We start from the raw sequence: 24,278 nt of genomic DNA on the forward strand, positions 1-24,278 counted from the left end.
CGCTGGCCGTCAACCCCCGAGTTTTCAGGATGTTCGTGTGCGCGTGGCTCGAGCAGAGTCGACGGCGTAGGTCGGATGACCGTGAGCTCCTGGAGAGGGCGGAAAATGGTCACGAAGAAGATGGTGACGGTGGCGGCGTTGGTGGTTGGTTCCCTCGTCGGCCTGGCGACCGCGGCCAGCGCGTCGGTGTCGGACGCCTCGGCCCAGTCGCCACAGGTGAGGGCGGCGACGGACGTGCGTCCGGCCGCGGTGTACGGCCCGTTCGCCAGCTTCGAGGTCTGCTGGGTCGCCGGCAACCAGGGCCAGCAGGCCGGCTCCTGGAAATCGTTCTTCTGCGCACAGAACGGAACCACCTCCTGGTGGTTGTTCACCACTCCCTGATCCGGGGAAGCAGGTCGAAGAGCATGAATCGCTGGAAGACACGGCCGTACATCGTGGTCATGGCCGTACTGATGGGGTTGTCCGGCACAGTGTCCACGGCACGTGCCGGGCTGGCGGCACCGATGCAGGGCACCGTGGTGAGCTGGGGTATCGCTAACCAGCCACCCCCGCCGGGGCTGAGCGGAGTCACCGCGGTGTCGGCGGGTTGGGCCTACGCCCTGGCGCTGAAAAGTGACGGCACCGTCGTGGGTTGGGGCCGCAACGACTACGGCAAGGCGACACCGCCAGCCAACCTGCACGACGCCACGGCGGTCGCCGCCGGCTGGAACCACAGTGTGGTGTTGCGCAGCGACGGAACCGTGGTCAGCTGGGGCAACAACGATCGCGGCCAAGCCAGCCGGCCGCCGGCCCTGTTCGGCGTCACAGCGGTCGCCGCACGGGGTGACCACAGCCTCGCACTGAAGCAGAACGGCACCGTGGTGGGTTGGGGTGACAACAGCTCCGGCCAAGCCCAACCACCGGCAGGACTCACCGGGGTGATCGCCATCGCCGCCGGGTCCAGCCACAGCCTGGCGCTGAAACAGGACGGCACCGTCGTCGGCTGGGGCGACAACAGCTCCGGCCAAGCCCAACCACCGGCAGGACTGACCGGAGTGACGGCCATCGCCGCTGGATTCGGACACAGCCTCGCGCTGAGACGGGACGGCACCGTCGTCGGCTGGGGCGACAACAGTGCCGGCGGCACGACTCCGCCGCCTGGGCTGACCGGTGCGACGGCCATCGCGGCCGGCTGCCCGCACAGCATGGCGATCAAAGCCGACGGGACCCTCGCCACTTGGGGCGGTCGGCCCGACGGCGCGGACCTTCCTCCGCCGGGCCTGAAGTCCGTCTTCGCCATCGCCGCCGGGTGCGGGCACAACCTCGCGGTCAGGCGCTAGAAGCCCAGCGCCACAACCCTTTGTTCACGCGGCCGATGGGCGGGACCGGCCCGATGCCGCGCGCCAGAACCAGATCCGTTTCGCGGCTTGATCAGTCCGACAGTGGGGTCCGGCCAGTTCTCCTGGCCGGGCCCCGCTTTTTCGCTCCGGTGAGAACAGGCTGGGCGCCTGTTTCGTCTCGGCTCGCCGCTGCGCCGGCACCGCGGCTTTCCGAACCTCTGGGCTCTCAGCTGGTGCGGCCCGGATTGCTGGTGCTGTCCGAACCTGTCGCCGGTTCGCGTGGTTCTTCGTCTTGGCCGCGCGTGTTGATGGCCGCTTGGAGTTGGAGCCAGGTCGGGTCCGTCGGGGCTGCGGTGGTCACTGTCGCCAGGTCGTCCGACTCCCATGTCCGGGCTCCGTCGGTCATGACGAGGTGTGCCTCCAGGTCGCCGTTGTCGGGAACCTCGCAGGTGGAGTCCAGGAAGGCCGTGAGCGCGGCCCGTGCCGCGTTGTCGTTCGTGGCACGGGTCTTCGCGGAGCCGGAGAGCACCGACACGAGCACGAGTTCGCCTTCACCGCTGGCGACAACGAGTTCGCCTGTGGGTGTGGTTCCCAAGCCCGTCACCGGGGCACCGGTCAGCACGTCGTGCTCGACCGCGCGTTGACCGTCGAGGTCCACTTCGACAAGGGACCCGGTCGGTGTCCCGATCCAGAGCACGCCGGGTTGGACCCCGAACGCGATGTTGTGTCGTGACCACGCGCGCATCTGTTCGAGCCACTCCTGCGGATAGGGGTAGCCCGGGGTGGGTTCGCCGAGGGTCGTTGCGAGGACGCGCTGTAGCGACGGGAAACCGAACACCTCCAGTGTGTTCTCGTAGGCGTTGCCCCGAATCGCGAGGTGGCGTCCGTCCACGCTGAAGACCGGCGTCTCGTACCCGTCGGCGTCCAGGATCAGCGCGCGGCGGAGCACTCGCATCACAGCAGGCGCGCTCTTGTCGTCAACGCGCGCGAACAGTCCGATTGTCGCGCCCTGATTGCTGATCAGCGTGGCGACCAGTCCGCCGGCCGGGTGCGTCGCGACCCCGGTGTCCCAGCCCGGGCCGACATCGATGGTTCCCGAGGTGAGATCGAGGATGTCGGAGTGCTGCCATGCGTCGTGCCCGTCGCCTGACGAGGGCGATGCCCACAGCTTCCGGCCGTCCGGGCTGAACGCCAGACTGCGGTAGGACGACGCAGTGGGCGGGATTCCTTCCACTCCGGACAGTCCGGTAGGGGTCCACCGCGCCACTCCGCCTTCGCCGGCCACCACGAGCAGCGGCTGGTCCGGGTGCCATGCCACGGCAGGCGTTCGCCGCATCCGATCCCGATAGCTGGCATCGTCGTAGGCGGTCGACCCGGCGCCCACGGTCGCGAGTGCGTGCAGCCGCCGTCCTCCGCAGTCCCAGAGGTGAACCGCTGGACGTGCCGAGTCCAGGCAGGCGACCAGCGGAAGTCGCGGATGGCACACCAACCGCTCGACAGGAGTCCCGCTCCCGACTCGCTCCCGCGACACGACCTCAACAGCAGCCACTTCGACACCGTACTCGCGGGCACCGACGAGTCCTCGCCGATCGCCGTTGGCGTCGAACCGGACCGGCAGCGGAGGCGCCGCACGCGGCCCGCACCGACCGTCCATCTCGGACAGAAATGTCCGAAGTGGACGGAGGGAAGGTGGTGTCGGTGCTCGCGTGCGGCGCTCTACCCGCGGGCCCGGTTCGTCACCGCAGCGCGAGGATGTGGTAGAAGGTCGAGCTGATCTTGGTGATGCCGCCGTCCTTCACCGTGGCCGGGATGTCCATCTGGCCCTGGCCGTTGTAGTTCCAGACGATGACCTTGCCGTCCTTGAGCACGACGTTGTGCAGTTGGCCGGCGGCGATGGCGGTGACCCCGGACTGGGCGACCGTGGGCACGGTGGCCTGCTCGTAGAGGTTCCACCCCCACGCGATCACCTTGCCGTCCTTGAGGGCCAGGCTGTGCTGTGCGCCGGCGGCGATGGCGGTGACCCCGGACATCGCCTCCTTGGGCACGTTGAGCTGCCCGTACTTGTTCGCTCCCCACGCGATGACGGAGCCGTCCTTCTTCAGGGCCATGGCGTGGTTCAGTCCGGCCGCGATCGCGGTGACGCCGGACTTGGCCTCCTCGGGGACGTTCATCTGGCCCTGGTTGATCTTCTCCCAACCCCAGGCGATGACACCGCCGTTCTTCAGCGCGAGGCTGTAGCCGTCGCCGGCGGCGATGGCGGTGACGCCGGACCTGGCCTCCTCCGGCACCTTGGTCTCCAGCCACCGTCCCCAGGCGATCACCTTGCCGCCCTTGAGCGCCAAGTGGTGGTAGTTGCCCGCGGCGATGGCGTCGACGCCGTCCCACGCCTCGACCGGAACCCGGTCGAGCTCGGGGTATCCGCTGTCGGGGACACCCCACTGGATGACCCGACCGTCCTTGAGGGCGACGTTGCGCTTGAACCCGGCGGCGATGGCGGTGACGCCGGACCTGGCCTCGTCGGGGATCGGAACCTTGGCGACCGAGGCCGTGCCCCAGGTCAGCACCTCACCGACCGGCTTGGGCGCCGCCCCAGCCGTGGTCGCCCCGAACAGCACGAGCGACACCGCGAACGTGGTCACACCTAACAACTTCCGCAACTTCTACCTCTCCAGGAGTCGGGGACAGTGCCCCCGACCCTAGGGTCCACTTCGCACCGCGAGCAAACAGTCTCGGTTAGACATTCACCTCGGCTCGGTGCGCTCCGACCCCTTGACACCAGGGCGGCACCGGAGTCCCACCACCGCGAAACCGTTCGCCCCCCAAGCTCTCCTGTCGCGGGCGTGCCACCTCGTGGCGCTGTCACGAGCACGGAAGTGCCCGGCGGGTAGGTCGTCACCTGGGTGCCACGACGTGGTCCCGCCGCAGTGCGTTCCGGCGGACCAGACTCGTTCGGCCCCGGATCAGCGGTTGGTGGGCCTCCCCTGGGGACATCACCTGTCCAGGCAGATTCGGGAAAGCCTGTTCGAGCGGTACGCCGTGCGCGGAGAGAACAGGCCCGCGGCCCAGCTGACGGCCTTCGTCGTTCGTGATCTGACGTCAACGGTGGTGGACGAGTCCTCTGTCCACAGTGTACTGACTGACAGGGGAGAGCGATGCGGACCGGATTTCCCGGTCATACCGGACTCTCTCCGCCGCGCAGTCGAGGAAGCTCAGCTCCTGGTGGCCCTGACGTCCGGTGTGGACATCATTTCGTTGGCGCGGAGTTGCCCCGGGAGCTCCACGTACGGGACCCCCTCGCAACAGCAGCGCTCCCGTGGCCGACAGCACGGAGGCGCAGCCGGCGCCACAACAGAACGCTGTTGCCGTGTCAGCTTTCGGGCTCCGCGGAGCGGCGTCGCGCCGCGAACCTGCGCGCCTTGTTGCGGTTGCCGCAGACCCGCATCGAGCACCAGCGCCGGCTGCGGTTCTTCGAGGTGTCCCAGAAGACCCAGGCGCAGGAGTGCTCCGCGCAGCGCTTCAGCCGGGTCGCGTCGCCGGTGATGACCAGTTCGGCCCACGCCAGCCCGAGGGCGGCCAGGGCGCGGCGGACCGGGGACAGACCGGGCTCGGCCGCCAGGACGGCGTCCCCGTCCACGACGACCAGGACGGGCAGGCGCCGCAGCACGTTGTTGGCGGCCGCGAGCAGGCCCGCGCGCGGCTCGTCCCCCACGTGGAGGCCCAACCTCTCCCGGATACCGTCCCGCAGCCGCAGGGCGTCGTCGTGGTCAGCGGCGCCGACGGGGGCGTCCTCCCCGAGCAGGCCCTGGTCCCGCAGCCACGCGCCCAGGTCGTCGGGCTCGGCCAGCTCGTCGGTGCCCAACTCGACATCCACCGTGTTGGCGAACGCCTCGACGAGCCGTGCGGCCGCCGATGGGTCAGGCATGCGCCGCTCCCTCCTCCTCGTCAGCCAAAGCTACACCGGCTATGCGGATAAGCGGTTAGCGCGGGGGAAGCGAACCGTGCCACACTCACACCACCAAAACGCTTAGATGGTTAGGGGGAGCCGTGGCAGAGCGGGCGTTGACCGAACCTGTTGTCGTACCCGTCCCAGCGGGAACGGCCAGGAGCGGAACGCGGAACTCCGCGGTCCTCGTGGTGTTCACCGCGATCACCAACCTGGCGGACGGCGTGACCAAGGTGGCGCTGCCGTTGCTGGCCACCCAGCTCTCCAGCTCCCCCGCCCAGGTCGCCGCGGTGTCCCTGACACTCTCGCTGCCCTGGCTGCTGGTCGCCCTGCACGTCGGCGTCCTGGCGGACCGCGCGGACCGACGTCGGCTGCTGTGGATCGCCAACGCGATGCGGCTGCTCGCCGTCGGGGGGCTGCTCGCGGCGTCCGCCCAGGGCGGCCTGACGATCTGGTGGCTCTACGGCGGCGGAGCGCTCCTGGGTGTCGCCGAGGTCATCGCGCTCACCGCGGCGGCGGCCCTGGTGCCCGCCCTGGTGCCCGCGAAGGACCTGGAGCGGGCCAACGCCTGGGTCGCCGGCGCCGAGACGGTGTGCAACGAGTTCTGCGGCCCGTTCGTGGGTGGTCTGCTGGTGGCCGCCAGCACCGGCCTCGCGCTGGGTGCCACCTGGGTCTCCTACGCCGCCGCGGCCCTGCTGCTGGTCCTGCTCGTCGGGCGTTTCCGGCCGCACCGCACCGCCGACAACGCCGCCACCCGCGAGACAGTGCACGCCCAGATCGTCAGCGGCCTGCGGTTCCTGTGGCATCAGCGCCTGCTGCGCACCATGGCCCTGATCCTCACCGCCCTGTGCGCGTGCTGGGGCGCCTGGCTGGCGTTGATGCCGCTGTACGCGACGCGGCTGATGAACCTGGACTCCCGCGAGTACGGCATCGTGCTCAGCGCACTCGGCGTCGGTGGCCTCGTCGGCGCGGTGACCGTCACCCGGGTGAACCGGCTGCTGGGCCGCCGCTGGGCGATGTTCGCCGACCTGCTCGGCACGTTCGCCATGGTCGCCGTGCCCGTCCTCACCACCGACATCCGGGCCGTCGCCGCCGCCGCCTTCGCGGGCGGCATGGGCGGCACGCTGTGGGCGGTCAACGCCCGCACCATCGGCCAGCGCGTCGTGCCCGACGCGATGCTCGGCCGCTACAACGCGGTGAGCCGGCTCTTCGGCTGGGGCGCGATACCGCTGGGCGCCGGCCTGGTCGGTCTGCTCGCCGAGCTGGTCGGCCTCCGCCTGGCCTTCCTGGCCTTCGCCGTCATCACCGCCGCCACCGTGCTGCCCTTCCTCCGCGTCGTCACCAGGGATGTCCTGGCCGAGGTTTTCGCCGAGCGCGCCTGACACACCGGGCCCGGACAACGCCCGGACACGCCCTTCCGCGGCGATGGCGGCCACGCGTGCCGAAGCCGAGCAGGCACACCCTCGGCCGACTTCGTCCCCGACGGGACCGTCGATCGGTGGCGTGCCTGCTCGGCTCGGTTGGCGCTCTGCCTGGTGCGCGACCGGAAGGTGCTCACCCTCACGGCGTGGTCGCCGGCGGTCAGCTCGTGGGCCGAGCCTGCTCGGCCGCCTCGTCGGTCGACCCGGCCTGGCCGGTGGCGAACACCGTCCTGATCAGCTCGGCCAACGCCGTGGGGAACACCGCGGCCGGGTCGACCTCGCCGGTGGTCAGCGAGGCGGTCAGGGTCCGGCTGCCGTCGAGCGTGCTGATCATCAGCGCTCCGTAGCCGCCGGGGGCGCCGCCGTTGTGGTGCACGATGGTGCCGTCCGGACCCAGGTCCTGCACCCACAGCCCCAGGCCGAGACCGAGCTTGCCGTGCGGCGTCAGCATCTCGATCAGCAGCGGGGCCGGCAGGAGCTCGCCGCCCAGCAGCGCGGAGACGAACGTGCTGAGGTCCTTGGCGGTCGTGATCAGGTCACCGGCGCCGGCCAGCAGCGAGGGGTTCTGGCGGCTGACGTCGACCACCTTCCACTCGCCGGCGTCCTCGAAGCGGTAGTAGCCGTGGGCGTGCGGCCCGGGCAGATCCGGCGAGGTGGCCGACACCACGGTGTCCGACAGCCCGAGCGGCTCCAGGATCCGTCGCCGCATCTCCTCGGCGTAGGAGCGGCCGGTGACCTTCTCGATCAGCAGCAGGGCCAGGGTGTAGTTGGTGTTCGAGTAGCTCTGGTCGGTGCCCGGCTCGAACCGCGCCGGCTTGGACAACGCGAACCGCACCAGCTCCTCGGGCCGGTAGGTGTGGAAGCGGTTGTCCACCCACGCCTTGCCCTGCGAGGGGAGGCCCATCACGAACGTCCCGTCGGCGTCGAGCTCGCCGGTGTAGTTGTACAGCCCGCTGGTGTGCCGCAGCAGCATCCGCACGGTGATCCGCTCGTCCAGCCCGAGCTCGGGCAGGTGGTCGGCCACCGGGCCGTCCAGCTCGATCCGGCCCTCGGCCACCAGTTGGAGCACCAGGGTCGCGGTGAACGTCTTGATGACGCTGCCCGCCCAGACCTGCCCGTTGACCGGCGGCTCGGCGGTCCCGCCCAGCTCGCTCACCCCGGCGCGACCGACCCACTCGCCCCGCTCGTCGCGCACCCGCATCTCCACGCTGGCGAACCCGGCGTCGACGACCGCCTGGACGGCCTGCTGCAGCTCCGGACGTTCCTGCCCGGCGGCGACCGGCGCGGTGTCGTCGGCCGGAGCCACCGCGGCCCCGGTCGAGTTCGCCGAGTCGCCGGGGAGGCTGTGGGCGGAGATGTCGCCGTAGCTGGTGGTCGCGCGGATGTCGAGCTGGGCGGCGGCGCCTTCGGTGTTCCTGAGCGCGTTGCGGATCCGGCCGTAGGAGGTGCCGGCGTCGAGGGAGGCCGAGACACCGTGGGCGGCGCCGATCGAGATCGCGCCGTACTCGGTCCGCAGCACGACCGTGCCGTGCACGGCCTCGGCGATGCGGATGTCGCCCTTCTGGGTGCTGATCTCCGCGGGGCCGCCCAGCCGGCCGACCGAGACGTCGCCGGCGTGGGCGGCGAGGCGCACGCCCGCGGCCTCGTCGACCTCGACCACGCCGTGTGCGCCGTCGAAGGCGACGTCGCCGAGCCGTCCCACGGCGCGGAACTCGGCGGCCGCGGCCTTCGCCTCGACCCGCGAGCCGGCGGGCAGGTGGACCGTCACCTCGACGGCCCCGGAGGGGCCGAGGAGCTGGTTCCGCGTCGGGGTCTTGATCCGCAGGACGCCCTCGCCGCAGGCGACGGTGGTCTGCTCCGCAGCCTTCACGTCGCGGCTCTTCGCGGCGTCGGCGGGCAGGACCTCGACCACGGTGTCGGCCCGCTCGGCGGCGACGATCTGGACGCGCCCCGCGGGGATGTCCAGGACAGCGGAGATCGGGGCCGGGGTGTCGAACTTCTGCATCACGCTCTCCTGAGGTTCGTTCGGGCATCCCCGCTGGTGGGGACCCTTGTGGTGGTTCGGGGTGTGATCGATGTCCTGATCACGGGAACTACGATCGCCGGCCGTCCTGACACGGGGCGGCCATCGCGCTGACACGGCCTCTGACAGCGCCTCTGACACCACCTCGGACATGGCCTGACACGGCGTCATCGCAGGTCGCGGGCCGTGCTGACCGATCCGGCGAGCCTCGTGGCACCCCTCGCACCCGCCGTCTGGCACCGACGGGCGACAGCCCGGAGCCGTACCGCTGCTGGATGTCCGGCAGCGACGGCTGCCGTGGAGCGGATCGAGCGGACCCGCAGGAAGGTGTGACCGACCGGTGATCAACCCGGGTGTGATCTCTGACACGATCGGGCGGACGTTGTTCGCCGCGGGGAGGGCCGGCTGATGGGGATCGAGCTCGCGGAGCTGATCGGCCAGTTACGAGCGGAGTTGTCCGCGGCGATGGCCGCGGGTGAGGGGGAGAAACTGCGGTTCGAGCTCGGCCCGGTGGAGCTGGAACTCACGGTGAAGGTCGAGAAGGAGGCCGGGGCCGGGGCCAAGGTGCGCTTCTGGGTCGTGGACGCGGCCACGGGCGGGAAGGCGGCTTCGAGCACCGCCCAGACGATCAAGCTGACGCTCGACCCGCACCCGGCCGGGACTCCCGGCGTCCGGCCCGTCATCGCCGGTGGGGAACGCGAAGGCGAGCGGTGATCCGTCGGTGACGGTGGGAGCGGGCCGGTGAACGCCGCCGGCGCGGCGGCGGGTCAGATCGCGGAGATCCTGGTCGGCGCGGACGGCGCACCTCGCCGACGGGGCTCCGGTTACCGCGTCGCGCCCGACACGGTGCTCACGGCCGCCCACGTGATCGACGGGGCGGCGAGCGTGCGGGTCCGGTTCGACGCCGACCTGCCCACCGAATGGACCACGGACGTGGTGTCGAGCTGGGTCGACCGCCATTTCGACATCGCGGTGCTGTCCATCGCGCCGCGCACCGCCGAACCACCGGTGGTCAGGCCGAGGTTCGGCCGCATCGGCGCTGACCGGGCGGCGGTGCTGGCGGTCCGGAGCGTCGGGTTTCCCCGGTTCAAACTCAAGCGCTCCGACCCGCCGGCAGACCCGGCGGGCTGGTACCGCGACTCGCACCAGGCCGACGGGGTGGCCCCGGTGCTCTCCAACCGGCGGCAGGGCACCCTGGAGGTCACCGTCCCGGCGCCGGCCGCCGATCCCGATCCGCACGCCTCGCCGTGGGAGGGGATGTCCGGGGCCGCGGTGTGGGCGGACGAGCGGATCGTCGGTGTCATCACCGAACACCACCGCTCCGACGGGCTGGGCCGGCTGGCCGCGGCGCGGTTGGACCTCGCCCTGGCCGGACTCGACGACGAACGGCGGGCCGAGTTGCACGCCCTGCTCGGCCTGCCGGACGTGCTGCCCGACGTGGTCCCGCCCTCCACCGGCGCGCGGGTGCGCGGCGCCTACCAGGCCCAGGTCCGCGACATCGCCCCCGACGAGCTCGTGGGCCGCGAAGCCGAACTCGACGAGTTGGTGACGTTCTGCGCGGGGGACCAGCCCTACGCGTGGTGGCAGGCCGGGCCCTGGGCGGGGAAGACCGCGTTGCTGTCGTGGTTCGTGCTGCACCCGCCGGCCGGCGTCGACCCGGTCTCGTTCTTCGTCACCGCCCGGCTGGCCAACCAGTCCGACCGGGACGCCTGCGCCACCGCCCTCATCCACCAGCTCGCGGCCCTCACCGGCGAGCCCGCGGACACCCCGCTGCTCGCCGGCGCACAGCGGGGCACCCTGCTGCGGCTGCTCGGCGACGCGGCGAGCCGGGCGCGCGAGGCCGGCCGCCGGGTGCTGCTGGTGATCGACGGCCTCGACGAGGACCGGAGCGTCGGCGGCAGCATCGCCGAACTGCTGCCCCGCCGTCCGCCACCCGAGGTGCGGGTCCTGGTCGCCGGTCGTCCGCACCCTTCGCTCCCCAACGACGTCCCCTGCGACCACCCGCTGCGCAGGGTCACCGCGAGGCGGCTCGACGTCTCCGCGCACGCCCGTGACATGGAGCGCACGGCCGTGCAGGAGCTCAACCTGCTGTTGGCCGGGGACCACCTGCACCGCGATGTGCTCGGGTTGATCACCGCCGCGGGCGGCGGCCTGACCCTGGCGGACCTGGAGCACCTGACCGCGCGGTCGCGCTTCGAGATCGAACCCCTGCTGGGCGGGTTGTTCGGCCGCACCGTCCGCAGCCGCGGCGCTCCGGGACCGGGGCGGCCGGACGAGCGGGTGTACCTGTTCGCCCACGAGACCCTGCGGCTGACGGCCGAGCAGCGGTACGGCGCCGCGCTGGCCGCCTACCGCGACCGGCTGCACGACTGGGCCCGGACCTACCAGCGGAAGGGCTGGCCCGCCGACACCCCGCAGTACCTGATGCGCCACTACTCCGGCATGCTCGCCAGCGTCGAGGACCAGCCCCGGCTGGTCACCTGCGGGACCGACCGGGCCCGGCACCACCGCATGCGCGCCCTCACCGGCGGCGACGCACTGGCCCTCGGCGAGATCGACGTCGCCCAGCGGCTCATCCTCGCCCAGCCCCACCCCGACCTCACCAGCCTCGTCCGCCTCACCGCCTACCGGGACCACCTCACCGGCCACTACAGCTTCATCCCCGACGAGCTCCCCGCGGCCTGGGCCCGGATCGGTCAGTTCGCCCACGCCGAAGCCCTCGTCAGCAGCATCACCGACCGGGGGAAGCGGACGAAGGCGTGGTGCGCGCTGGTGAAAGCGGTGGCGGCCGCCGGCGATCGCGAGCGGGCCGCCCAGTGGGCCGACGAGGCCGAGGCGGTCATCAAGCAGGCCACGGACCTGTTCCAGGTCTCGGCGCTGGCCGAACTCGCCGAGTCGGTGGCGGTCGGGGGTGACCGCGAGCGGGCCGCCCGGCTGGTCGCCGAGGCGGAGGCGCTCACCGGGCCGACCACGTCCCCCGGTGCGCCGACGTGGAGGCTGGCCGAACTCGCCGCCGCGGTGGTCGACGGCGGTGATCCCGCGCTGGTGGCCCGGCTGGTGGACGAGGCGGAGACCCGCGTGCGGAAGACCGTCCAGCCGCTGGAGCGGGTGGGGATGTCGATTCGGCTCGTGGAGCTCGTGGCTCTCAGCGGCGACCGCGAGCGGGCCGCCCGACTGACCCGGGAGGCGCAGACGCTCGTCGAGCAGATCGCCGAGCCCTACCACCGGCAGCACTCGATGCGGGAACTCGTGGCCGCGGTGGTCGCCGGTGGTGACTACGAGCGGGCCAGGGCACTCGCCGGGCAGATCAGCAGTCCCTACGAACGGGCGAACGCGTTGGCCAGGCTCGCCGCGGCAGCGGTCCCGCACGGCGAACGCGCCGCGTGGCTGCTCGCCGAGGCCGACGTGCTCGCCAGGCAGGTCGTCGACCCGCAGGCCCGCACCCAGGTGTTGCCCGTGTTGGTGGAAGTGGTCGCGGCCTGCGGCGACCGGGGGCGAGCCGCGCGCTGGGCCGGGGAGTCGCAGGAGCTCATCAGGCGCAGCGGCAGCCCGTACCGGGAGTCGGTGATGGGCGCGATCGCGGCGGCGGTGGCCGCCGGCGGCGACCACGACCTCGCCGAGGCGCTCGCCGGGCAGGTCACCGACCGGGTCCCCCGGGCGTGGGCGTTGATCAGGGTCGCGACAGCGGTGGCGGCCCGGGGCGACCACGACCGGGCCGCTCGGCTGCTCGTCCGCGCGGAGGAACCGGACGACCAGGTCGGGATCACCGACAAGTTCCTGGTGGTGCACCTCGTGGAGGCGTTGGCGGTCGGCGGGGACCACGGACGCGCCGCGCTGATGGCCGACGCGGCGGAGGCGCTCATCCGACGGGAGGCCGACCCGGGCGTGCGGGACCTGCTGCTGCCCGAACTGGCCGCCGCGGTGGCCGTCTGCGGCGACGGCGACCGGGCCGAGGCGCTGGTCTGGCAGATCAGCCATCTCGACGTGCGGATCCTCGTCAGACTCGTCGCGCTGGCGGCTGCCGGGGGCGACCACGGCCGGGTTACCCGGTTGACCCACCTGACGGAGTCGTTCACGGGGACCCTCCCCGACCTCCACCAGCGAGTGGAGGTGTTGGCCGGGCTGGCGCTGGCCGTGGCCGGCTATCACGACCAGCCCGCCCGGTTGGTCGCCGTGGCCCAGGCGCTCATCGGGCGCATCACCGACCGGGGGCAGTGGGAGGCGGCGCTGGCGGGGTTCGTGGCGGCGGTGGCTGTCACCGGTGACCACCACCGGGCCGAAGCGCTGACCTTCCAGATCACCGATCCCCATCACCGGATCAGCGCGTTGACCCGGCTCGCGGAGGTGGCAGCCGCCGGCGGTGACCGCGGTCGAGCCGTCCGGCTGGTCGGCGCAGCGGCAGCACTGGTCGGGCAGATCGCCGAATCGCCGCCGCAGCGGCGGGAGTGGGTGTTGAACCTCCTCGTCACGGCGGCGAGCGCCGCCGGCGACCACGCGCGGGCCGAGACGCTGATCGGACAGCTCCCCGACCCGCGCGCCCGGGCCGACGCGTTGGCCCGCCTCGCGGGGTCGATCGCGGAGGCGGGCAGGAGGTCGGCGCCGGCCCCGGGACCGGACCACGACCCGACGCCCCTGATGACCCGGGCGCGTCACCTTCTCGCCAGGGCCCTCACCTCCGGTTCCTGGGGCATCGCGCCCGGAGTGCTCATCACGCCTTCGTGGGGCGAGTTCGTGATCGGCCTCGCCCTCGTCGACCCCACCGCCGCCGCCGCGCTCGCCGACGACCTGCGAGCCAGGTGGAACCTGGATGCCCTGGCCGCCGAGACAGCGCGAAGCCGGCCACGGCGCGACCTCACCACGTGATCGTGATGCGCTCGCGCTCCCGAGACGACCCGAAGGGGACGGGGAAACGCGAGTGACCGCGGGGAGCCGGCCGCGGCCCGGTGTCCGTCCGGCCTATCGGCCGGCTCCCAGCAGCGTCCTGGCGAGGACCGCCCGGATGTGCTCCGGGTCGGCCTCGCGGTCGCCGAGCAGGATCGCTGTGCAGAGGCCGTCGGACACAGCCACGAAGGCCTCGACGGCGTCGGGGTCGTCGGTCTGCGTTCGGGCGAGTTCCGCGACGTTGTCCCGCCAGCGCCGCGCCACGGGGCGCAGCGCGGGCCGGCGGGCCGCCAGTGTCGACAGTTCGCGTTCGGCGAGCGCGCGTTCACGACCGAGTCCGGCCGACTCGGCGATGAGCCGGGCGAGCCCGTCGAGCGGGTCGGTGTCGGTGTCGGTGTCGAGGAGTTCGCGGATGCGGTGGGTGTAGGCGTCGGCGACGCTGGTCAGGGCCGCGACCAGCAGGTCGTCCAGGGTGGCGAAGTAGTACAGGGTCAGGCTGGTGGTGATACCGGCTTCCCTGGCCACGGACCGGTGCGTGACACCGGTGGCGCCGTCGCGGCGCACGACCGCGAGTGTCGCCTCGATGATCTGGGCCCGGCGGCGTTGGCCGCGCAGTTTGCGCCCGTCGACCGCGTCCTGCTCCACCGCCACCGTCTCACCTGTCGTTGCCGCCGCTCCCGTGAGCCGAGGTTATCGGCTCCGCCTCGGGGACGGCCTCGCCCAGGGGTCGCACGTGACGCAGCACCGTCATGCAGACCAGCGCGGCGGCGGCGATGGCGACTCCCGCGGTGATGGCGGCGGTGGTGAGCCCGCTGGTGAACGCGGCTCGCGCGTTGTCGAGAGCCGCGGCCGACACCTGGGACGACGCTCGGGACAGGCTGTCGCGGTACGCCTCGGCGGCGTCCGGCGCCAGCCCGGGCGGAACCTCCACCGCGGCCCGGTAGACCGCCGTGGTGAGACTGCCCAGCAGCGCCACGCCGGCCGCGATGCCGAGTTCCTGAACGGTCTCCGACAGCGCGGCGGCGGACCCGGACTTCTCCGGTGGCGCCGCGCCCACGACGATGTCGGTGCCGAGTGCCGCGATGACCCCGAGGCCGAGGTAGACGAACGCGAACCCGGCGACCACCGACGGCGTGTTGTCCGCGCCGGCCGTGGCCAGAAGGGCGTACCCGGCGAGCGACAGCGCCAGGGTGCCACCCATGACGACGCCGGGTGACACCCGACTGGCGACCAGGGGCGCGCCGAGGGCTCCGACGAGCATGGCCAGCGCGGGCGGCCCCATCCACAGCCCGGCCGTCGTCGCGGGGAGGCCCTCGACGAGCTGCAGGTACTGGGTGACCAGGTACATCATCCCGCCGAACCCGACCAGACCGATCAGGAGGACGCCCAGGGCCGCGGAGAAGGCCCGGCTGGCGGTGAAGAGCTTCATGTCGAGCAGCGGCTCGTCCAGGCGCAGCTGGCGGCGGACGAAGGCGACCGTCGAGCAGACCGCGATCAGGGCGGCGACCAGCGCCTCGCCGTCGAAGCCGTCGGCCGCGACGTGCTTGATCGCGTAGACGAGCGGCAGCATCGCCGTCAGGGACAGGCCGACGCTCAGCAGGTCGGGCAGACCGCCGCCGGTCCTGAACTCCGGCAGCAGCAGCGGCGCGCAGACGAGCACCACGACAGCGATCGGCACGGCGACGAGGAAGACCGCTCCCCACCAGAAGCTGGCGACCAGCGCACCGCCGGCGATCGGGCCCGCGGCCATCCCGAGGGCGAACATCGTGACCCACACGCCGAACGCCAGGGCCCGCTGCCGCGCGTCGGTGAACATGTTGCTGATCAGCGACAGCGTCGAGGGCATCAGTGTCGCCCCGGCCACCCCGAGCAGCGCCCGCGCCGCGATCAGCCACGCGGAGCTGGGCGCGAGCGCCGCGGCCACCGAGGCCACGCCGAACGCGGCCACCCCGATCATCAGCAGCCGGCGCCGTCCGACGCGGTCGCCCAGCGTCCCCATCGTGACCAGGAGTCCGGCGATGAAGAAGCCGTAGGCGTCCATGATCCACAACGTCTCGGTCGCGGTGGGGTGCAGATCCGCGGCCAGGGTCGGCACGACGAGGTAGAGCGCCGTCACGTCGAGGCCCAGCAACATCGTCGGTAACGCCAGCAGCGCGAGGCCGCCCCACTCCCGCCATCCGGCACGTCCCACGCCCATGCGGAACTCCCAGGTAGTAGTTGAACTAACGTACTACTTGTACCATAGTTCAACATCTTCCCGCCCTGAGCACGTGATCACGGACACCCGTGGGGCGACCGCCTCCGGGACGCCGAGTGGCCGGCCGAGGGCGCGCCCCAGCCCGGGTTCGTCCGCGCACGGCGAGGCCCACCACGGCACCGGTGATGCCGTGGTGGGCCGCCGAGTTCCCGCGGTGTTCCCCGGAGTTCCCCCACGCGAGGGAGCTCGTCAGGCCGGCCTCACCCGAGGCAGGAGCGAACGGCCTTGGCCAGGTTCGCCGCCCGCGGGTCGTCGGGCCGGTAGTTCCAGAGGTTCGTGACGTAGCCGAAGCCGACACCGGCCTCGGGGTCGGCGAAGCCGATCGACCCGCCGGAGCCCGGGTGGCCGAACGACGCCGGCCCGAGCATCGGCAGCGGCGGGCAGGACCGCCAGAACCCGAGCGACATGTAGAAGGAGCGGTGAGCGGGGACGTCCAGCCCCTCCGGCAGCCCGTGCATCCGCGTCCTGTCGGTCTGGACCTCCGCCATCGTCTCGACCGTCGACGGGTCGAGCAGTCGCACGCCGTCCACCTCGCTGACCGTGGCGGCGTACATCCGCGCCACCGACTGCGCGTCGGCGACCATGTTCGCGGCCGGGAACTCCGCGGCGCGCCAGGCACGCGTCCGGAAGTAGTCGGTCGCGGGGTCCATGGCGCCGCCGAGCATGCCGGCGCGGATCTGGACGGCGTCCGGGGTCCACATCGACTTGCCCCAGGCGATGACCGTGTCCTCGTCGAGCCCGGTCGACGCGACCAACCCGGCGATCAGCTCCTCCGCGCTGAACGGAGCGGCGTCCTCGAACTTGGCCACCCGCGGCTCCTCCTCCTCGGGAAGCCCGATCCAGGCACTCAACCCGAGCGGGGCAGCCACCTCCTCGGCGAAGAACCTGCCCAGCGACTTGCCGGTGATCCGACGCACGACCTCCCCGACCAGGTACCCGTACGTGACGGCGTGGTAGGAGTGCTCGGTGCCCGGCTCCCACAGCGGCTTCTGCGCCTCGAGCGCACGGATCACCGGGTCCCACTCACACGCCTGCTCGAACGTCAGCGGTCCGTCCACGATCGGCAGACCGGCCTGGTGGGACAGCAGCCAGCGCACCAGGATCCTGTCCTTGCCGTGGGCGCCGAACTCCGGCCAGTACCGGACGACCGGGGCGTCCAGGTCCAGCTCACCGCGCTGCACCAGCAGGTGGGCGCAGATCGCGGCAGCGCCCTTCGTCGTGGACGCGACCTGGACGATGGTGTTCCTGTCCCAGGGGCGGTTCGCCTTGCGGTCGGCGAGGCCGTCCCACAGGTTCACGACGGGACGTCCGTCCACGTACACGCTGCACGCCGCGCCGATCTCGTCGCCCTCCTCGAAGTGCGCGCGGAACACGTCGGCGACCTTCCCCCAGCCGGGCTCGACCTCGTCGCCACCACCGTTCGCGGAGACCTCGTTGTTCGTCCCGACCACCGTGCTCGACATTTCGCAACCCTTTCTCAACACCGCAAATTTCACCCGGCGTCCGGGCACTGCTGTTCTTGCTGACCGTGGCTGTTTCTGGAACCGCTGCGTGATCGCTGTTCTGATCACAACGACTACGATTGCCTCCCGCGCTGACACCGGTCGGTCACCGCGCTGACACCACCCTGACCCGGTGTCTGACACGGCGAACAGGCCCGCACGGGGCCGAGGACGTCTCGCGGTGAGGGGGCGGGCGCCGGCTCGGCGTTCGAGGACGTCGGCGACTGGCCGACCGCGAACCCCCTGGTCACGCCCTCAGCGACGCGCGTGGTCGAGGCCGGCGACCTCGCGCACGGCGTCGGCGATCGCGCGGAAGTCCTTGCGCAGGATGTTGCCGTGGTTGCTCGCGACCTTCGCGCTGACCCTGATGTTCGGGTTGCGGGCGGTCACCGCGCCGAGGGCGGCGCGAATCCGTTCCTGGCCGTCGCCCTTGCTCCCGAGGGACGCGCCCGAGGCGTTCACGTACCGGACCGGGACGGTGATGCTGTCCAACACCGGCCCCAGCTCACGCTCGCGGGCGAGCTCGCCGAGCTCGATGTTGCTGTTCGCCATCTGCTCGCCGGTCATCCGCGGGGCCAGGCCCGTCGGGCGCATCAGCAGGAAGAGCAGGTTGAACCGCCGCCACAGCTTCCGCATCCCCTCGATGTCGATCTCGTCGATCCAGTCGTAGGGCTGCGCGCCGTCGACCATGACCGCGCCCACGGTGCGGTCGGGGTTCCGGCTGGCCCAGTGCGCCGCGACGAACGCCCCGTAGGACCAGCCCACCAGCAGCGCCCGCTCCACTCCCCTGGCCGCCAGAATGACGTCGATGTCCCTGACGTTCGTCGCGAACGAGTGGTCCGCCGAGCGTTTCGACTTGCCACGCGCCCGCATGTCGTAGGTGATGTGCCGGTAACCGCTGCCGAGATCGGCGACGACGCGCCGCCAGTGCCACTGCGAGGCCATGTGACCGTTGAGATAGACCACGGGGACACCGGAACCACCGGTGTCGGTGACGGCCAGTTCCGTGTCGTCCACCGGCACCATGCCGGTCCACTTCGCATTGGTCGCAAACGCGCTGTTCTTCGCCATGACGTCCACCTGTTCGCATTCGTGTGCCCGTGAGGCGCCGTGTGCGCTTTCTTCAGATCCCGCGCACGGGCAGGTTCGTAGCCACTCTCGGGCTACTCAGCACCACTGACTACCGGTACACAGTAGCGCTGACTACCGGTACCTAGCAACACCGAATACCAACTGCCCGACCCCAACCCGGAGCACCAGGTGGCACACCCGAGGATGACCAGCATCGACGTCTGGTGGCGGGATCGACGCTGGCGGGAACACGCACGCACCATCACCGGCAACAGGGCGACGGCTGAGCTCGTCGCGCTGCTGGAGCGAGACAGGCCGGCAGGGGTGCCATGTACCTCGCAGGCACGGACGGCCACGAGTGGTATACGCACGGCGACGAACTTGAAAAGCCCGAGGCTGAGCCCCGGGGTACGTCTCGGTGGGCTTCCCGACTCACTCGGAGATCCCACGCGCCGCTCTGGAGAAAGCACTGGCCGAGTACCTGCGACGAGGAGAGCGGCCCACGTGCGTACAGTGGCAGAGCGAGGAAGTTCGAACTCTGCGCACAAAACTCTGCGCACAAAGCAGGGCAGGCGGCGGCGACCGCGTCAACACGTCGCCAGCCGCCTGCGCCAAGCACAACGCACCGCTGGTCCTGGTACCAAGCTGACGTCGGTCAACGACGACAGTTGGCGCCAGGCATTGAGCACTCGGTGCGGATTCGGGACTGTGCTTGGGAAATCCGCTGTTCTCAGGCCGCCGTGTGCGCCAGCCAGTGGTCGACCAGGTCGCGGTCGCCGGTGATCCTGACCTGGTCGGCCGGCAGCCGTCGGGTGAGCACCAGCAGCAGGTCCCTGACGGGGCCGGCCAGCGTCACGTCCGCGGTGTCCGTGGCACGTGCCCAGCGCACGCCGTCGGGCGAGCGGGTGATCAGCCAGCCCGGACCGGCGTCGGGACGGAGCTGGAGGGTCTGACCAGTGCCGCGCAGTGCGGCGAACGACGGTTTCATCGTCGGCGTGATCGGGTCGGACAGCAGCTCCAGCCACTCGCTGATCGCGTCAACCGCGATGTCCGGCGCCACCTCGAACGCGGAACCCGTGGCGAGTGCCGCGTCCGCGTGGTGCACGACCGTGTCGTGGAGCATGCGGCGCAGCCAGAACGTGGCCGGCCCCGGACCGAAGAACGTCCACACCGGACTCTCCCCGGCGGCCAGCACCGCTTCGGCGAGGCCCGTGGCGCCCTCGCGCAGCCAGTCGGACCACTCCCCCGGCGATCCGGGCTCCGCGTCGAACGGGTCTGGCACCGGGGTCGGCCCGGACCGGACGATGCCCGCCGCCCAGCGGTGCGCCTGTCCGATGTGTCCGACCAGCACCCGCAGCGGCCACTCCGGACACGTGGGCACCCGAACGTTCGGGTCCGCACCGGCCACCGCCTCGGCGAACCCGCCGGTGTGCTGGCGCAGTCCCTCGACAAGTCGTGCGACATCCATGGTCGTACCGTAGGAACTCCACTCAGCTGGAGGTTCAACCAGTGGTGACCGGAGACACACTCGGCATCGGTGACCTGGCACGGCGAACCGGCGTCCCTGTCCGCACGATCCGCTTCTACTGTGACGAAGGACTCCTGGAGCCCACGCGCAGCACCGGCGGACACCGCCGGTTCGACTCGGCCACGGTCGACCGGCTGAATCTGGTCCGACGGCTGCGCGGGCTCGGGATGGGCCTGCCGTCGATCACCGATATCCTCGCCGGCCAACGCTCCCTCACCGACGCCGTGGCCGCCGAGCGGGCCGCACTCGACCGCGAGGTCGCGGCACTGGCCTGGCGGCGCTCAGCGCTCCGCGCGGTCGAGGAGGCCCCACCCACCGACCGCGCCGCCCGGCTCGAACTGCTTTCCGCGGTGCAGGACGGGTTCTCCGCGCACGACACCCTCGTCCGCCTCTGGCACCCGATGACCACCGGACCGATCCCACCGGACACCGTCCGCATGTTCCTCGACGTCAGCGCGCCACGGCCGCCGGAGCTGCCGACCCCAGCACAAGTCGTCGCGTACGCCGAGCTGGTGCTCCTCGCCGCCGACCGCGCACTCCCCGCCCAACTGCGGGCCAGCACCCTCGTCAACCACGACCGGATCACCGACCTCGGCGCGCTCCACGCCGCCGTCGGCGCCGCCTGCGAGCTGGCGTTCCCCGAGGTGTCAGCCGGCGCCCCACCCAAACCCGGGCCCGCACTCGACCAGTTCGTCGCGGCCCACGCCGCAGCGCTCAAAACCCGCGACACCCCAGAGTTCCGACGGACGCTCAACCAGCGCACCGCCGCCGACCGGCACCCGCAGTTGCGCCGCTACTGGCACCTCACCGGCGAGATCACCGGCGAACCCGCGCCAGTCGGCGTCACACACACCTGGCTGCTCGACGCCCTGAACCACTCGGTCAGCTGAGGTTCTCGGCCGCCACGACTCGCGCCAATACCGGCAACGAGGCTTCGCACGCCGGCGTGTGGACACGGCGGCCGCCGACCTCCCCGGACACACCCGCGGCCACGACGCCACCCTCGTGATGCCCGAACTGGTCGACGACCGCCTCGTGGAACAACCGGCCGGGGCCGGCTTGGCAGCCCGACCTGGTGCGGCTCCACGCCCTTGACCGCGCCCGGCGCACAGACTCACAGCAGGTGCGCCATCACGACCCAGGTCGATCTGATCTTCTTGCTCTGCGGAACACCCGTGACCGCACCACGACTCCGTGCCGGCCCCTGGAAATCGGACGCGCTCCGCAGCCTCCACATTGGACTGTCGACGCCTCTCGGTACCCAGGTCAGGCTGTGCCGCGCCCTTCCTGGCCGATCCTCGGCGTGGGCTCGTCGGCCGTCAGTGGCGAGAGTTGGTGCTGCCCATGGGTTCCCGTCAGGTGATCACGGGCAAGGCACGATCTGGTCGGCCGGCCCGCCGATCTGCGTCCACGCGGTGCCGGAGCCGTTCCACCGGAACACGCCCTGCTTGTTCGGGCTCAGCCCGAAGATGGCCGTGTCGGTCACGGCCCATTCCGAACCGGGGCCGCCGACGTGGACCCAGGCGTTGTTCGGGCGGTCGTAGCCGAAGATGGCGCGACCGTCGGGGGCCGTGGCGAACAGGGCGAGGCCGCCACCGTAGAGCCAGCTCGCGGGGCCACCGACCTTGGTCCAGGCGGTGCCGGAGTCGTTCCACCGATAGACCGCGTCACCATTCGGAGCGAGACCGTAGAGCGAGTTGTTCGTCACCGCCCACGTCCGCCCGGGACCACCCACATGCTGCCAACTGTTCGGCGAGTTCAGGTAACGGAAAATGCCACTACCGTGAGGACTCGTCGCAAACAAGCCATAGCCACCACCGTAAAGCCAGTTGGCGGGCCCGCCAACCTTCGTCCAGGTGGTGCCAGAGCCGTTCCACCGGTACACACCCTGCTTGTCGGGAGACAGGGCGCAGACGGTGTTGGTGGCAGTGGCGGCCACCTCCGCCGAGGCGGACGGAGCGATGCACAGACTCGTCGCAGCGGCCACCAACAGAGCCGTCAGTCGGGTTCTCCATCTTCGATGCATCATTACCCCTTCATCGGGATTGGGGCGGCGCTCTTCGCGAGTGCCCGCAGCACCACGTCCTCCACCACGTCTCTGTTCCCGCACTGACGTCAACGAAGCGGAAACCGACTGTGGACGGTCAACCTGACGCGCGGGTCGCGAGAACATTTCCCACACCAGAACATCACCCTTGTCACCCGGAATCGGGCTAGCCATCGCGGCGCTGCTTGCCATCGGCCATTCAGGCCACTGGTCGTGGCGATGTCCGGTCCCGCGCCCCCGCACAAGTCCGCCCTGTCCACCAGGAGAGCCGGTCCGGCCACGCTGACCACGGGCCCCGAGGGCACAACCTGGGCCCGGTAAAGCGATTGCTCGCGTCAACTGATCATGCCAGGGTCGCCCGATGCAGCGTGAACGGATCTCCAGGCTCGCCCACACGCACCACCCGGTGGCCGCCCCACTGGACGACGAGTCGGTGCGACGGCTGCTGGAACGCGGGCTTCGAGACGGCGACGAGCACGTCCTCGACCTCGGCTGCGGCGGTGGTGAGTGGCTCCTGCGTGCTCTGGTCGCCCATCCGAAGTTGCAGGCCGTGGGTGTCGACACCTCCGAGCGCGCGCTGGCGCATGCTCGTCACACCGCGGAAACCCTCGGCGTCGCGGACCGGCTCGTCCTCCACCACGCCGACGCCGCGGACTTCACCTCCACCCAACCGTTCGACCTGGTCCTCAGCGTCGGAGCCGCGCACGCCTTCGGCGGTCTGCTCCCCACCCTGGCGGCGGCCCGCAAGCACCTGGCCCCCGGCGGGCGCATCCTGGTCGGCGACGGCTTCTGGGAACGCGACCCGTCGCCCGACGCGGTGGAGATGCTCGGCGAGTACGCCGACCTGCCCACCACGATCGACCACGTCATCGCTGATGGCTGGGTTCCCGTCTACGGCCACGTCAGCACTCGCCACGAGCTGGACGACTACGAGTGGAACTGGACGGGGTCGCTGGCCGAGTGGGCCCTTGACCACCCGGACGACCCGGACAGCCCGCAGGCACTCGCCACCTCGGCCGCCCACCGCGACGGATGGCTGCGCGTTTACCGCGAGGCCTTCGGCTTCGTCTGCCTGGTCCTCCGGCCAACGTCTGACTGACCGGACTCCGAGTACCCGTCATGGGCCATGACCGGTGAGCCGAGAAGCAGCGTGAAGACCTGCCAGTAGCGTCCTGTATGGACAGTCGTTGGGATTGAGACGTTCTCAAGCCGTGGCAGGGGTTTCCCGCATAGAAAGCGTCGATGACACACGCCGTCACACGGCGCGAAGCCAAGCGGGTCAGAGAGCACCGCCGGGCTTTGCGCCGTGTGGCGGCGTTCATCGTGTTGTCGTTGGGTGATCTGGGTGTGCTTGGCCCCGGTGCACGCGGTGGGTGCGCCAGTGCTTTTCGGCAGCGCGGAGGATGTCGTTGCCGAGTTGTTCGAGGAATCGGCCCGCGATAGCGAGGCGGGTTCCGACAGCGGTGTCAGCCCCGAAGATGTCGGTGGCGCGCAAGGCGGTGGTGGCGAACCGCTGGTTGGCGCGAGCGCTGACCAGGGCGGAGCGAAGGCCCGCGTCTTCGTCGAGGAAGTACCGGTGGCGCCGGCTCTGGCCGTCGCGGCCACAGCGGACCAACCCGTGCTGTCGCAGGAGGCCGACCGCGTGCGAGATGGTCGCCACGCTGACCTGCAAGTGCTGCGCCAGTTCGGCGGCGGTGCGGCTGCCGGTCTCGGAGGTGAGCAGGCAAGCCATCACGCCGGCCGCGGTGCGCGGCATACCAGTCTCGACGATGGCGGCGGTGAGGTCGCCCTCGAACGCGCGCGCCACTTCGGGGTTGGGACCGCTGCGCTCGCCGGCCCGCTGCGCGGCTGCCGGCGGACGGAGACTGCGTCGGCCACGATGGGTCGTGGCGAGCTGGGCCAGATCCGCGCGGTACCGACCTGGCCCGCCGTTGCGCGCGATCTCGCGGCTGACCGTCGAGGTAGGACGGCCCAGGCGGCGGGCGATGGCGGCGAAGTCCAGGCCCTGCGCCAATCCCGCGGCGATCCCCTGCCGGTCCGCCATGGTCAGCCTGCGTCCTGGCATCCGCCCCGGCCCCTCCGATTCGGTCGTCTGGCAGCCAGTATGCGTTCCCGTTGTCAGTCGTTGCAACGCTCGCCGATCGGCGTGCATTAGACAGCACCGTCATTGCAACGCCGATTGTGGTAGTGACCAGTGCGAACGGCGTGAGCGCGCGAGAGCTTCGTTGACCGTGGTTTTGGCTCGTGCCTAACGTTCCGATCCGCTGAGCGGAAGAGCGGACATCG

19 protein-coding genes are annotated in these 24,278 nt (G+C 71.3%); 8 read left to right on the forward strand and 11 right to left on the reverse strand.

Annotated elements, in window-relative coordinates; all coding sequences use genetic code 11:
* Positions 1 to 105: 105 nt before the first annotated feature.
* Entirely contained in the window at positions 106 to 381 is a 276-nt protein-coding gene (locus tag BUE43_RS34345; protein ID WP_073486670.1) for a hypothetical protein, read from the forward strand.
* A 23-nt stretch (positions 382 to 404) separates the two neighbouring features.
* A complete protein-coding gene (locus BUE43_RS32905) occupies positions 405 to 1,319 on the forward strand; it encodes an RCC1 domain-containing protein (protein WP_159447773.1) in 915 nt (304 codons plus the stop codon).
* A gap of 226 nt (positions 1,320 to 1,545) precedes the next feature.
* Here BUE43_RS32905 and BUE43_RS22860 read toward each other — a convergent pair whose 3' ends face one another.
* The 3 genes from BUE43_RS22860 to BUE43_RS22870 all read right to left on the reverse strand — a co-directional run bounded on the left by BUE43_RS22860 (position 1,546) and on the right by BUE43_RS22870 (position 5,241).
* Positions 1,546 to 2,703 carry a WD40 repeat domain-containing protein gene (locus tag BUE43_RS22860; RefSeq protein ID WP_200797642.1) on the reverse strand — a complete coding sequence of 386 codons (1,158 nt, stop codon included), beginning with the start codon at positions 2,701 to 2,703 and terminating at the stop codon, positions 1,546 to 1,548.
* Between the two features lie 352 nt (positions 2,704 to 3,055).
* On the reverse strand, positions 3,056 to 3,958 hold the full coding sequence (locus BUE43_RS22865) for an RCC1 domain-containing protein (protein ID WP_073486677.1): 903 nt from the start codon (positions 3,956 to 3,958) through the stop codon (positions 3,056 to 3,058).
* Between the two features lie 728 nt (positions 3,959 to 4,686).
* The gene (locus BUE43_RS22870) at positions 4,687 to 5,241 is read right to left on the reverse strand and encodes a CGNR zinc finger domain-containing protein (RefSeq protein WP_073486679.1); all 555 of its coding nucleotides are present in this window, start codon (positions 5,239 to 5,241) and stop codon (positions 4,687 to 4,689) included.
* Between the two features lie 212 nt (positions 5,242 to 5,453).
* On the opposite strand from BUE43_RS22870, the gene BUE43_RS22875 reads away from it, so the two are divergent.
* Positions 5,454 to 6,644, forward strand: a complete 1,191-nt coding sequence (locus BUE43_RS22875; protein WP_234995859.1) for an MFS transporter — start codon at positions 5,454 to 5,456, stop codon at positions 6,642 to 6,644.
* 199 nt (positions 6,645 to 6,843) lie between these two features.
* Here BUE43_RS22875 and BUE43_RS35820 read toward each other — a convergent pair whose 3' ends face one another.
* The gene (locus tag BUE43_RS35820) at positions 6,844 to 8,688 is read right to left on the reverse strand and encodes a serine hydrolase (RefSeq protein ID WP_073486681.1); all 1,845 of its coding nucleotides are present in this window, start codon (positions 8,686 to 8,688) and stop codon (positions 6,844 to 6,846) included.
* Between the two features lie 426 nt (positions 8,689 to 9,114).
* Here BUE43_RS35820 and BUE43_RS22885 point away from each other — a divergent pair, with 426 nt between their 5' ends.
* Together BUE43_RS22885 and BUE43_RS22890 are read left to right on the forward strand one after the other, a co-directional pair.
* Entirely contained in the window at positions 9,115 to 9,420 is a 306-nt protein-coding gene (locus tag BUE43_RS22885) for a trypco2 family protein (protein WP_073486683.1), read from the forward strand.
* Positions 9,421 to 9,447: 27 nt separating this feature from the next.
* Complete coding sequence (locus BUE43_RS22890) at positions 9,448 to 13,569, forward strand: trypsin-like peptidase domain-containing protein (RefSeq protein ID WP_073486685.1); 4,122 nt, start codon at positions 9,448 to 9,450, stop codon at positions 13,567 to 13,569.
* A gap of 93 nt (positions 13,570 to 13,662) precedes the next feature.
* Here BUE43_RS22890 and BUE43_RS22895 read toward each other — a convergent pair whose 3' ends face one another.
* The 4 genes from BUE43_RS22895 to BUE43_RS22910 form a co-directional block, all read right to left on the reverse strand.
* A complete protein-coding gene (locus BUE43_RS22895; RefSeq protein ID WP_073486687.1) occupies positions 13,663 to 14,238 on the reverse strand; it encodes a TetR/AcrR family transcriptional regulator in 576 nt (191 codons plus the stop codon).
* Between the two features lie 4 nt (positions 14,239 to 14,242).
* A complete protein-coding gene (locus BUE43_RS22900) occupies positions 14,243 to 15,784 on the reverse strand; it encodes an MFS transporter (protein ID WP_073486689.1) in 1,542 nt (513 codons plus the stop codon).
* A 260-nt stretch (positions 15,785 to 16,044) separates the two neighbouring features.
* Positions 16,045 to 17,307: a serine hydrolase domain-containing protein gene (locus tag BUE43_RS22905; RefSeq protein ID WP_073486691.1), complete on the reverse strand. Its 1,263-nt coding sequence runs from the start codon at positions 17,305 to 17,307 to the stop codon at positions 16,045 to 16,047.
* A 294-nt stretch (positions 17,308 to 17,601) separates the two neighbouring features.
* Complete coding sequence (locus tag BUE43_RS22910; protein WP_073486876.1) at positions 17,602 to 18,417, reverse strand: alpha/beta fold hydrolase; 816 nt, start codon at positions 18,415 to 18,417, stop codon at positions 17,602 to 17,604.
* 418 nt (positions 18,418 to 18,835) lie between these two features.
* On the opposite strand from BUE43_RS22910, the gene BUE43_RS36020 reads away from it, so the two are divergent.
* Positions 18,836 to 19,066 (forward strand): Imm1 family immunity protein, encoded by a 231-nt coding sequence (locus BUE43_RS36020; RefSeq protein WP_073486693.1) that lies wholly within the window; start codon positions 18,836 to 18,838, stop codon positions 19,064 to 19,066.
* A gap of 81 nt (positions 19,067 to 19,147) precedes the next feature.
* Here BUE43_RS36020 and BUE43_RS22920 read toward each other — a convergent pair whose 3' ends face one another.
* Positions 19,148 to 19,885: a maleylpyruvate isomerase family mycothiol-dependent enzyme gene (locus tag BUE43_RS22920; protein ID WP_073486695.1), complete on the reverse strand. Its 738-nt coding sequence runs from the start codon at positions 19,883 to 19,885 to the stop codon at positions 19,148 to 19,150.
* A 44-nt stretch (positions 19,886 to 19,929) separates the two neighbouring features.
* Between BUE43_RS22920 and BUE43_RS22925 the strand changes: the two genes are divergently transcribed.
* Positions 19,930 to 20,835, forward strand: a complete 906-nt coding sequence (locus tag BUE43_RS22925; RefSeq protein ID WP_073486878.1) for a MerR family transcriptional regulator — start codon at positions 19,930 to 19,932, stop codon at positions 20,833 to 20,835.
* Between the two features lie 473 nt (positions 20,836 to 21,308).
* Here the strand turns inward: BUE43_RS22925 and BUE43_RS33620 are convergent, their stop codons facing one another.
* The gene (locus tag BUE43_RS33620; protein ID WP_143174326.1) at positions 21,309 to 21,932 is read right to left on the reverse strand and encodes a hypothetical protein; all 624 of its coding nucleotides are present in this window, start codon (positions 21,930 to 21,932) and stop codon (positions 21,309 to 21,311) included.
* A 421-nt stretch (positions 21,933 to 22,353) separates the two neighbouring features.
* Between BUE43_RS33620 and BUE43_RS22935 the strand changes: the two genes are divergently transcribed.
* Entirely contained in the window at positions 22,354 to 23,091 is a 738-nt protein-coding gene (locus BUE43_RS22935; RefSeq protein WP_073486699.1) for an SAM-dependent methyltransferase, read from the forward strand.
* Between the two features lie 219 nt (positions 23,092 to 23,310).
* On the opposite strand, the gene BUE43_RS22940 is transcribed toward BUE43_RS22935, so the two are convergent.
* Entirely contained in the window at positions 23,311 to 24,144 is an 834-nt protein-coding gene (locus BUE43_RS22940) for a helix-turn-helix domain-containing protein (RefSeq protein ID WP_407697137.1), read from the reverse strand.
* Positions 24,145 to 24,278 lie beyond the last annotated feature (134 nt).

This window comes from Streptoalloteichus hindustanus (assembly GCF_900129375.1).
Classification (GTDB): domain Bacteria; phylum Actinomycetota; class Actinomycetes; order Mycobacteriales; family Pseudonocardiaceae; genus Streptoalloteichus; species Streptoalloteichus hindustanus.

Coding starts and splice junctions, on each gene's coding strand:
- BUE43_RS34345 (WP_073486670.1), top strand. CDS start 106: ATGGTCACGAAGAAGATGGTGACGGTGGCGGCGTTGGTGGTTGGTTCC.
- BUE43_RS32905 (WP_159447773.1), top strand. CDS start 405: ATGAATCGCTGGAAGACACGGCCGTACATCGTGGTCATGGCCGTACTG.
- BUE43_RS22870 (WP_073486679.1), bottom strand. CDS start 5,241: ATGCCTGACCCATCGGCGGCCGCACGGCTCGTCGAGGCGTTCGCCAAC.
- BUE43_RS35820 (WP_073486681.1), bottom strand. CDS start 8,688: ATGCAGAAGTTCGACACCCCGGCCCCGATCTCCGCTGTCCTGGACATC.
- BUE43_RS22885 (WP_073486683.1), top strand. CDS start 9,115: ATGGGGATCGAGCTCGCGGAGCTGATCGGCCAGTTACGAGCGGAGTTG.
- BUE43_RS22900 (WP_073486689.1), bottom strand. CDS start 15,784: ATGGGCGTGGGACGTGCCGGATGGCGGGAGTGGGGCGGCCTCGCGCTG.
- BUE43_RS22905 (WP_073486691.1), bottom strand. CDS start 17,307: ATGTCGAGCACGGTGGTCGGGACGAACAACGAGGTCTCCGCGAACGGT.
- BUE43_RS22910 (WP_073486876.1), bottom strand. CDS start 18,417: ATGGCGAAGAACAGCGCGTTTGCGACCAATGCGAAGTGGACCGGCATG.
- BUE43_RS22920 (WP_073486695.1), bottom strand. CDS start 19,885: ATGGATGTCGCACGACTTGTCGAGGGACTGCGCCAGCACACCGGCGGG.
- BUE43_RS22935 (WP_073486699.1), top strand. CDS start 22,354: ATGCAGCGTGAACGGATCTCCAGGCTCGCCCACACGCACCACCCGGTG.
- BUE43_RS22940 (WP_407697137.1), bottom strand. CDS start 24,144: ATGCACGCCGATCGGCGAGCGTTGCAACGACTGACAACGGGAACGCAT.